Below are 9,654 nucleotides of genomic sequence, written 5' to 3' on the forward strand. Positions count from 1 at the left end.
GCCGGGTTGTCACCGGCCGATATTGGTCTGTTGATCGCCGCCTCGCTGTTTGCCGGTGGCCTGGCCACCCTGTTGCAAACCCTTGGCCTGCCGTTTTTTGGTTGTCAGTTGCCGCTGGTGCAAGGCGTGTCGTTTGCCGGTGTGGCCACCATGGTGGCGATTGTCGGCAGCGACGGTGCCGGCGGGGTGCCGGCGATTCTTGGGGCGGTGATGGCCGCGTCGTTTATCGGGCTGCTGATCACGCCGGTGTTCTCGCGGATCACCAAGTTCTTCCCGCCATTGGTGACCGGCATTGTGATCACCACCATCGGCCTGACCTTGATGCCCGTGGCGGCGCGCTGGGCCATGGGCGGTAACAGCCGTGCGGCGGATTTCGGCAGCATGTCCAATATCGGCCTGGCGGCGTTGACCCTGGTGCTGGTGCTGCTATTGAGCAAGATTGGCAGCGCGACCATCTCGCGCCTGTCGATCCTGCTGGCGATGGTGATCGGCACGGTGATCGCGGTGTTCCTTGGCATGGCGGACTTTTCCGGCGTAACCCAAGGCCCGATGTTTGGTTTCCCGACGCCCTTCCATTTCGGCATGCGACCTTCCACATCGCGGCGATCATTTCCATGTGCATCGTGGTGATGGTGACCCTGGTGGAAACCTCGGCGGACATCCTGGCCGTGGGCGAAATCATCGACACCAAAGTTGACTCCAAACGCCTGGGTAACGGCCTGCGCGCCGACATGCTGTCGAGCATGTTCGCGCCGATCTTCGGTTCATTCACCCAGAGTGCATTCGCCCAGAACGTCGGCCTGGTGGCGGTGACCGGGGTGAAGAGTCGCTTCGTGGTTGCCACCGGTGGCCTGTTCCTGGTGATCCTCGGCTTGCTGCCGTTTATGGGCCGGGTGATCGCGGCCGTACCGACCTCGGTGCTGGGCGGTGCCGGGATTGTGCTGTTCGGCACAGTGGCGGCCAGTGGTATTCGCACGTTGTCGAAGGTGGATTACCGCAACAACATGAACCTGATCATCGTCGCCACCTCCATCGGTTTTGGCATGATCCCCATCGCCGCGCCGAGTTTCTACGATCAATTCCCCAGCTGGTTCGCGACGATTTTCCACTCGGGCATCAGTTCGTCGGCAATCATGGCGATCCTGCTGAACCTGGCGTTCAACCACTTCACCGCGGGTAACTCGGACCAGCAGTCGGTATTCGTGGCGGGGACTGAGCGCAGTTTGTGTTTCCGGGATGTGTCGGAACTGCGTGATGGGGATTACTTCAGGGGCGGCAAGTTGTTTGATGCCGAGGGCAAGGAGATTCCATTGGTGGCGGAGGTGCCGAAGAAAGCGGTAAAACCTGAGGTCAGCCAGGCCTGACCCGGTAGCAGCTGCCGTATTGACACCCCGCGATCTGCGGGGACGCCAACGCAGCCTCGCTTGCGCTCGACAGCTGCTACGGGCCGAAACTTGCAGTTGCCCGGTGAGGATCAAGACGGTATCTACGCAATTTTAAGCACTTTATTCGAACACGCCTCATCCAGAAACTTCACCACAGTCCCCATGCACGCCTGGCGTTCTTCCACATGGGGCATGTGGCTGGAGTCTTCGAACAGCGCCCAGCGCACATCCGCGATTTCATCCAGAAACGGCTTGACCACCAGTGGTGTCGCCTCGTCATGTCGGCCGGAGATCACCAGGGTCGGCACCTTGATCGCCGACAGGCGGCCAATGGATTTCCAGTCCTTCAAACTGCCGATCACATGGAACTCGGTCGGGCCGCTCATGGCGTGATACACCGTGGGGTCTGAGTCGACCTGGGCGAAGGTGCGCGCCACTTCTTCCGGCCAAGGGTTCACGCGGCACACGTGCTGGTCATAGAACACCCTCGACGCGGCGAGGTATTCCGGATCCTGGTAGGTGCCGGCGGCTTCGTGCTTGAGCAGGGTTTCGTGCACGCCTTGCGGCAGCAATTGGCGCAGGCGATTGGCTTCGCTGACCCAGGTGCGCATGCAGGTCGGTGAGTTGGCCGGGATAAACGCGCGCAGGCCCTTGGGTTGCAGGATTGCATGTTCACTTCCGAGCATGCCGCCCCAGGATTGGCCGAGGATCGCGTAGTTGTCGCTGATCTGCAGGTGGTCCAGCAGGTTATCCAGTTCTTTGAGGAACAGATCGACGGTCCAGAAGGACGGGTCTTTTTCAGGCAAATGCGTGGAGCGGCCATTGCCCAGTTGGTCGTAGTGGATGACGGCGTGGCCGCTGGCCGCGACGTCCTTGAAGGCGTCGACATAATCATGGGTGCAGCCGGGGCCGCCGTGGATGACGACCAGCGGTGTACGACCACTGGCCAGGTCGCCCGTCACGCGGTACCAGGTCTGGTAGGCGCCAAACGCAGCATACCCTTTGCGGATTTGTTCGATGAATTCCATTTCGTACCCTGCTCTGAAAAAAGGATCAGGGACACGATAGTCTGCACGCGAAATTTAGGTAACTAGCAAAACAGCTAGGTTTTGCCGATGGATCAATCTTCCAGCAGGCGATAATGGGTGGCGCGAACCACCGCCTGGACACGGTTCTTGGCCCCCAGCTTATGCATCGCCGAGGCGAGATGCAGGGTGACCACCGCCAGCGAGCGGCTCAACTGGGTGGCGATCTCGGCCGCCGTCAAGCCGTCGGCGGCCCATTTCAGGCACTCGCGTTCGCGTTTGGTCAGGTGGATATGGGGGTAGGTGCGCAGTTCCTTGCTGAACAGCGGGTAGGCCGCTTCCTGCAAGGCATGGGAAATCACACTGAAGTCCGACAGGGTCTGCTGCGCATCCTGCAGCACGGTGCCGGCGCTCCCGATACGCAGGCCGGTCAGCGAAGCAAAACCGCCACGGGGCAGGTGGATCGGTACGCTGACGCCGCAGGTCAGTTGCTGGTCATGCAGGTAGGATGAAACCGGGGCGTGACACGGATCGATGATTTTTTGCAGGGGTGTGTCGGCCTTGGCTTCGTAGGACCACACGAACGGCGACACCGTGCTCAGGGCCAGATGTTGCACCGGATCGATCTGGTAAAACCCTTTGCTGCACCATAACGCGTGCCAGTCGGGCGGCGTATTGCGCAGTTCCAGCACCGAGGGGGTGATCAAGGCGCCTTCCTGGTCGATCGGCACGGGTGAGTAGTCGTAGACCAGCGCATCGAAGCCCAGCTGTTGGGCGAGGATAAAGGCGTTGTCCATCTGCTCGTCCAGGCTCCTGCCCGGCATCAGACGTTTGTTGAAGGCAGTCAGCTTGGCCAGCATCCGTTCTGCTCCTGAATTCATTTGAATCTCGACTTGCTGCAAGTAGAATGCCACGCCCCGGCGAAGGACTGCCAGGCCAAACCTATAAGAACTACTAGGTTATGGCAGAGCGACATCCTCGGTAGTGTTGGCCTGACAAACGGCCGCTACCCGCCAGGCCGATACAACACAAGGAATGTATGCATGTGGCGTGAAATTGCCCCCGACCAGCAGTACAACGTGCAAGTCGACGGCCATAACCTCGTGGTCTACAGCTTTGGCGAAGGCGATGAGGTGCTGTTGTGCCTCAACGGCGGGCCGGGCCTGCCGTGTGACTACTTGCGGCGACGCCCATGGCTGGCTCAAGGCGCATAACCTGCGAGTGGTTGCATTCGACCAGCTTGGTACGGGCGCATCAGCCAGACCGACCGATGTTGGGCTGTGGGAAATCCGCCGTTATGTCGAAGAAGTCGAAACCGTGCGCCAGGCACTGGGCCTGGGCCGCGTGCATTTGCTCGGGCATTCCTGGGGCGGCTGGCTGGGCATTGAATACGCCATCCATTACCCCGACGCGCTGAAAAGCCTGATCCTGGAAAACACCGTCGGCGACATTCCGCACCTGTCCCAGGAGCTGGAGCGCCTGCGCGGCGCCCTTGGCAGCGAAACCGTGGCCATGATGCAGCGTCATGAAGCCATGGGCACCCTCGACCATCCGCAGTACCAGGCCGCGATCACTCTGCTCAACTATCGCCATGTGTGCCGCCTGGACGAATGGCCGGAGCCGGTCAAACGCTCCCTTGGCGACTGGAACATGGGCCCCTACGAAACCATGCAAGGCCCCAACGAATTCCTCTACGTCGGCAACCTCAAGGACTGGAACCGCATCCCCGAGATGGCCGATTTCAAAATGCCGATCCTGATCACCACCGGCCAGCACGACGAACTCACCCCGGCCTGCGCCATGCGCATGAAGATGGCGGCCAAGCACGCCGAACTGCACGTATTCCCCAACAGCAGCCATATGCCGTTCTATGAAGAGCCCCAGGCATATTTCCCGGTGCTGCTGGACTTTCTCGCTCGCCACCGAGGCTGACGGATGAACCTGGCGCGCTACCGTTTTGTGCTGTCCCGGCCGCTGCAATTGCTGCCGGTGCTGTTTGGCATCAGCCTGATTACCTTTGTGCTGGTGCGCTCCATCCCCGGCGACCCCGCCCGTGCCTTGCTCGGCTCGCGCAGCACACCGGACGCGTTGCTGAAGATCCGCGCCCAGTACGGCCTTGATCAGCCGCTGTGGCTGCAATATTTCTACTTTCTGAAGAACCTGCTCAAGGGCGACCTCGGCCAATCGCTGCTGTACAAAGTCGACGCGCTGAAGCTGATCGTCACCCGTATCGAGCCGACCTTGGTGCTGGTACTCGGCAGCGTGGTGCTGGCGCTGCTCATCGCGGTGCCGCTGGCGACTTGGGCGGCGCGCAATAAAGGCGGTTGGGCGGATAACCTGATTCGCGTGTTCACCACGGTGGGCCTGGGCATGCCGGCGTTTTGGCTGGGCTTGATGCTGATCCTGCTGCTGAGTGTGAAATGGGGCTTGTTCCCTGTGTCCGGCTACGGTCGCACCTGGCTGGACAAGGCGCACCATATGGTCCTGCCGTGCCTGACCATCGCGCTGGCGCTGTCGGCGGTGCTGGTGCGCAACCTGCGGGCGAGCATGTTGATGGAGCTGCAGGCGGACCACGTCACCGCCGCCCGTGCGCGTGGGCTGTCGGAAGCCGCGGTGTTTCGCCGCCATGTGCTGCCCAATTCCCTGGTGCCGGCGGTCAATCTGCTGGCGGTGAATATCGGCTGGCTGATCAGCGGCACGGTGGTCATCGAAAGCCTGTTCGCCATTCCCGGTATCGGCCAGTTGTTGGTGCGTGGCATCTTTACCCGCGATTACATGGTGGTGCAGGGCGTGGCCATGGTGTTGGCCTGCGCGACGGTGGTGGTCAACTTCATCGCGGATGTGGCGACGGTGGCCCTCGACCCACGGGTGAAGATGCAATGAGCAGCCGCCCGATGATTGCCCCATGGCGCTTGCGCCTGCGTTTTGGTTTTCGCAATGGCCGGCTGACGGCCGCGTGGGGGCTGTTGATCCTGTTGATATGGTTTGTCCTGGCGCTGTTCGCGCCGTGGATCGCGCCATTTGATCCGATTGCGCAGAACACCGATGTCAGTTTGATCGGTCCCAGCCTGGCCCATCCATTTGGCACTGATAACTACGGTCGTGACATTCTTTCGAGGGTGATTTGGGGCGCACGCATCGACCTGCAACTGGCGATCTTCGGGGTGATTTTCCCGTTCATGATCGGCACCTTTGTGGGCGCAGTCTCGGGTTATATCGGCGGGCGTTTCGACAGTTTTTGCATGCGTGTGATTGATGTGATCCTGGCGTTCCCGTTCCTGGTGCTGATGCTGGCGATCATGGCCATCCTCGGCCCTGGCTTGAAGAGCTTTTACATCGCCATGGCGCTGGTGGGTTGGGTTTCGTATGCGCGGCTGATCCGTTCGCAGATCCTGGTGCTCAAGGAAAGCGACTTCGCCCTGGCGGCCAAGAGCCTGGGCTTTGGTCATGGGCGCATCCTGTTCCGGCATTTGCTGCCCAACGCGATGTTTGGCTCGATTGTGTTTTCCATGTCCGATGCGGTGCTGGTGCTGCTTAACGGCGCCGCCGTGAGCTACCTGGGCCTGGGCGTGCAGCCGCCGACGGCGGAGTGGGGCACGATGGTCGCTGAAGGCCAGGCCTTTATCACCACGGCCTGGTGGATCTGCACCTTTCCTGGGCTGGCCATCGTGACCCTGGCCATGGGCTTCAGCCTGCTGGCCGATGGCGTTGCCCAAGTGCTGGGGGATCGCTCATGAGCCTGTTGCAAGTGCGCGACCTCAGTGTCATCGCCAACAATGCCGGGCGCGATGTGACGCTGGTCGATCGTGTGTCTTTCGACCTCGCCGAAGGCGAAATCCTTGGTCTGGTAGGCGAAAGCGGCTCGGGCAAAACCATGGCCTGTCGCGGCCTGATGCGCTTGCTGCCGTCGCCCAGCCTGCGGGTGCAGGGCGGTTCGGTACGCCTGGCCGGCCAGGATCTGTTGCAATTGGATGACGCGGGCATGCGTGCCATACGCGGCGGGCAACTGGGCATGATTTTCCAGAACCCCAGCAGCCACCTCGACCCGTTGATGCGCATCGGCGAGCAGATCGCCGAGGGCATTCGCCTGCATCAGGGCGCGTCGAAAAAAGACGCCCGGCGACTGGCCATCGACGTGCTGCGCCAAGTGGGCATTCCCGATCCCGAGGCGCGGGTCGACAACTATCCTCACGAGTTTTCCGGTGGCATGCGCCAGCGCGCGATGATCGCCGTGGCCTTGGGCTGCAACCCGAAGGTACTGATCGCCGACGAGCCGACCACCGCCCTGGATGTGACCGTGCAGGCGCAAATCCTGCGCCTGCTGCTGGACCTGCGCGACCAGCGTGGCTTGTCGATCATCATGATCACCCACGACTTGGGCGTGGTGGCGCAAACCTGTGATTCCATCGCGGTGATGTACGCCGGGCGCCTGTGCGAGCACGGCAGCAAGTACGATCTGCTGGCCCATCCGCAACATCCCTACACCGCTGGCCTGATCGACTGCCAGCCGGCCCACAGCAGCGGCCACGCCTTGTTGCGCACCATCCCCGGCCAGCCGCCGTTGCTGGATGCGTTGCCTGATGGCTGCCGTTTTAATCCACGCTGTCCGCAGGTCGGCGCCTTATGTACCGAGTTGCTGCCCGAAGGCGCACGCGTCGCCTGCCACTATCCGCTGGGAGAGCGTCCATGAGCCTGTTGCAGATCAAGGATCTGGAGGTGCGCTTTGCGGCGTCCGGCAGCGGTTTGTTTGGCCTGAACAAACAGTGGGTGAGGGCGGTGAACGGTGTGTCGCTGAACCTGGCGGCGGGCGAAACCCTGGGGTTGGTGGGCGAGTCCGGCAGCGGTAAAAGCACCCTCGGCCGGGCGATCCTGCACCTCAACCCGATCAGCGCCGGGCAGGTGTTGTTCGATGGCGTCGACATGGCCCATGGCAGTGCCATCGACATCGCCCGCCTGCGCCATGAAACAGCGATGATCTTCCAGGATCCTTATGCGGCGTTGAACCCGCGCCACACTATCGGCGAAACCATCGCTGAAGTGCTGCGGGTACAGCGCAAGGTTCCCATCGAGCGCATTCCGGCGCGTGTCAACGAACTGCTTGACCTGGTCGGCCTGCGCCCCGAACTGGCCAATCGCAAGCCCGGCTCCCTCAGTGGCGGCCAATGCCAGCGCGTGGGCATTGCTCGCGCCCTGGCGGTAGAGCCACGGTTGATCATCGCCGATGAGTGTGTGGCGGCGCTGGATGTGTCGATCCAGGGGCAGATCATCAACCTGCTGCTGGAACTGCAACAGCGCATGAACCTGGCCATCCTGTTTATCGCCCATGACCTGGCCATCGTGCGGCGCCTGTGCGACCGCGTGGCGGTGATGTACCTGGGCAAGATCGTCGAGGAAGGGCCGGTGGAGGCGGTGTTCAGCGCACCGCGCCATCCGTACACAGCGGCGTTGATCCAGGCGATCCCGGAGATTGATCCCCGTCGGCCGTTGCCTGCAGAACCTTTGCCCGGTGAGCCACCGAGCCCACTGAATTTGCCCACCGGCTGTGCCTTTCACCCCCGTTGCCGGTATGCGCGCGCCATGTGTTCCGTGGTGTTGCCGCCGACGCATTTCCTGCACGAGCATCGATACAGTTGCGTGCTTGAAGCACCTTTGCTTTGAACCTTCCCTGCCATTCATGAACAAGGAGTTATGACATGCAATCCCGTCACTTGAAGTTGCTCGCCGCCGCTACGCTTACGGCTTGGTCCCTGACCGCTGGTTTGGCCCAGGCCGCTGGCGTGCTGACCATCGGCTGCCGTGAAGACAGCACCACCTTCGACCCGATCAAAAGTGCACAAAACCGCGACACCTGGGTGTTCGCCAACGTCTACGACACCCTGGTGCGCGTGGATAACCTGGGCACCAAGATGGAGCCGGGTCTCGCCGAAAGCTGGGACATCTCCAAGGATGGCCTGACTTACACCTTCAAACTGCGCGATGCGAAATTCTCCGATGGCTCGGCGATCACCGCTGAAGACGCGGCGTTCAGCCTGCTGCGCATCCGCGATAACAAAGCCTCGCTGTGGGCCGATCCGTTCAACCTGATCAACACGGCCAAGGCCGCCGACGCGAAAACCCTGGTCGTCACCCTGAAGACGCCGGCCGTGGCTTTCCTCTCGCAACTGGCCTCGCCGACGGTCTCGATCCTGTCGGAAAAAGCCATGACCAAAATGGGCGAAGACGCCTACTCGGAAAACCCGGTGACGTCCGGCGCGTTTACCGTGGACGAGTGGCGCAAGGGGGATCGGGTGATCCTGAAGAAAAACCCGAACTTCTGGCAGGCCAAGAACGTCAGCCTGGATGGCGTGGAATGGGTCTCGGTGACCGACGACAACACGCGCATGCGCATGGTGCAGAACAACGAACTGGACACGGCGATCTTCGTGCCGTTCTCCCGTGTTGAAGAGTTGAAGAAAGACAAGAACGTGGTGATCCACGCCGACCCGTCCACCCGTGAAGATCACCTGTTGATCAACCACGCCCACGGCCTGCTGGCCAAGCCCGAAGTGCGTCAGGCGCTTGACATGGCCATCGACAAACAATCGCTGGTCAAGACCGCCACTTACGGTCAGGGCACCGTGGCTTATTCTTACATTCCAAAAGGTTCGCTGTACCACTACGCCAACAACCTGCAACGCCCGTACGACCCGACCGAAGCCAAAAAATTGCTGGCCGCTGTCGGTGCCAAGGATTTGAAGCTGAACTACGTGGTCAACGCCGGCAACGAGGCCGACGAGCAGATTGCGGTGATCATCAAGGACCAACTGGCCAAGGTCGGTGTGACGGCCAACCTGCAGAAGGTCGACCCGACCCAAAGCTGGCAGATGCTGGTGGACGGTGAGTACGATATTTCGGTGATGTACTGGACCAACGACATCCTCGACCCGGACCAGAAAACCACCTTCGTTCTGGGCCATGACACCAACCAGAACTACATGACCCGCTACAAGAACGACAAGGTCAAGGACCTGGTGGCCGCGGCGCGCATCGAGGCGGACCCGGCCAAGCGTGAGCAGATGTATGTCGAACTGCAGAAACTGGCGAAACAGGATGTCAACTGGATCGACCTGTACTACAGCCCGTACATCAACATCTCACGCAAGAATGTGAGCAACTTCCTGCAGAACCCGCTGGGGCGTTTCACGCTTGAAGAAGTGGTGAAGAACTGAGTTCCAGAGAAAACTGCAATACCAATGTGGGAGGGG

The 9,654-nt window shown here is 61.2% G+C and carries 7 protein-coding genes and 2 pseudogenes; 7 read left to right on the forward strand and 2 right to left on the reverse strand.

What is annotated here, in order from left to right; translation table 11 throughout:
• Positions 1-72 precede the first annotated feature (72 nt).
• Positions 73-1,364, forward strand: a pseudogene (locus tag IQK56_RS25365) (nucleobase:cation symporter-2 family protein).
• 122 nt (positions 1,365-1,486) lie between these two features.
• Here IQK56_RS25365 and IQK56_RS25370 read toward each other — a convergent pair.
• Positions 1,487-2,413, reverse strand: coding sequence for a proline iminopeptidase-family hydrolase (locus tag IQK56_RS25370; RefSeq protein WP_193862743.1), 927 nt, complete (start codon positions 2,411-2,413; stop codon positions 1,487-1,489).
• 92 nt (positions 2,414-2,505) lie between these two features.
• Positions 2,506-3,270, reverse strand: a complete 765-nt coding sequence (locus IQK56_RS25375; RefSeq protein ID WP_122308416.1) for a LuxR family transcriptional regulator — start codon at positions 3,268-3,270, stop codon at positions 2,506-2,508.
• Between the two features lie 183 nt (positions 3,271-3,453).
• Here IQK56_RS25375 and IQK56_RS25380 point away from each other — a divergent pair.
• The 6 genes and pseudogenes from IQK56_RS25380 to IQK56_RS25405 all read left to right on the forward strand — a co-directional run bounded on the left by IQK56_RS25380 (position 3,454) and on the right by IQK56_RS25405 (position 9,618).
• Positions 3,454-4,342: pseudogene (locus tag IQK56_RS25380) on the forward strand (proline iminopeptidase-family hydrolase).
• A gap of 3 nt (positions 4,343-4,345) precedes the next feature.
• Entirely contained in the window at positions 4,346-5,293 is a 948-nt protein-coding gene (locus IQK56_RS25385) for an ABC transporter permease (RefSeq protein ID WP_032888892.1), read from the forward strand.
• The gene (locus IQK56_RS25390) at positions 5,290-6,147 is read left to right on the forward strand and encodes an ABC transporter permease (protein WP_193862739.1); all 858 of its coding nucleotides are present in this window, start codon (positions 5,290-5,292) and stop codon (positions 6,145-6,147) included. The genes IQK56_RS25385 and IQK56_RS25390 overlap by 4 nt, the downstream gene beginning before the upstream one ends.
• On the forward strand, positions 6,144-7,100 hold the full coding sequence (locus tag IQK56_RS25395; protein ID WP_122308419.1) for an ABC transporter ATP-binding protein: 957 nt from the start codon (positions 6,144-6,146) through the stop codon (positions 7,098-7,100). The genes IQK56_RS25390 and IQK56_RS25395 overlap by 4 nt, the downstream gene beginning before the upstream one ends.
• Positions 7,097-8,068: an ABC transporter ATP-binding protein gene (locus IQK56_RS25400; RefSeq protein ID WP_193862737.1), complete on the forward strand. Its 972-nt coding sequence runs from the start codon at positions 7,097-7,099 to the stop codon at positions 8,066-8,068. The genes IQK56_RS25395 and IQK56_RS25400 overlap by 4 nt, the downstream gene beginning before the upstream one ends.
• 35 nt (positions 8,069-8,103) lie before the next feature.
• Positions 8,104-9,618 (forward strand): ABC transporter substrate-binding protein, encoded by a 1,515-nt coding sequence (locus IQK56_RS25405; RefSeq protein ID WP_193862735.1) that lies wholly within the window; start codon positions 8,104-8,106, stop codon positions 9,616-9,618.
• Positions 9,619-9,654: the final 36 nt, after the last annotated feature.

It is taken from the genome of Pseudomonas cyclaminis (genome assembly GCF_015163715.1).
GTDB lineage: Bacteria > Pseudomonadota > Gammaproteobacteria > Pseudomonadales > Pseudomonadaceae > Aquipseudomonas > Aquipseudomonas cyclaminis.

What these genes read in the sequence shown, in the direction of transcription:
- IQK56_RS25395 (WP_122308419.1), top strand. Translation starts at nt 6,144, where the DNA reads ATGAGCCTGTTGCAAGTGCGCGACCTCAGTGTCATCGCCAACAATGCC.
- IQK56_RS25375 (WP_122308416.1), bottom strand. Translation starts at nt 3,270, where the DNA reads ATGCTGGCCAAGCTGACTGCCTTCAACAAACGTCTGATGCCGGGCAGG.
- IQK56_RS25390 (WP_193862739.1), top strand. Translation starts at nt 5,290, where the DNA reads ATGAGCAGCCGCCCGATGATTGCCCCATGGCGCTTGCGCCTGCGTTTT.
- IQK56_RS25370 (WP_193862743.1), bottom strand. Translation starts at nt 2,413, where the DNA reads ATGGAATTCATCGAACAAATCCGCAAAGGGTATGCTGCGTTTGGCGCC.
- IQK56_RS25405 (WP_193862735.1), top strand. Translation starts at nt 8,104, where the DNA reads ATGCAATCCCGTCACTTGAAGTTGCTCGCCGCCGCTACGCTTACGGCT.
- IQK56_RS25400 (WP_193862737.1), top strand. Translation starts at nt 7,097, where the DNA reads ATGAGCCTGTTGCAGATCAAGGATCTGGAGGTGCGCTTTGCGGCGTCC.
- IQK56_RS25385 (WP_032888892.1), top strand. Translation starts at nt 4,346, where the DNA reads ATGAACCTGGCGCGCTACCGTTTTGTGCTGTCCCGGCCGCTGCAATTG.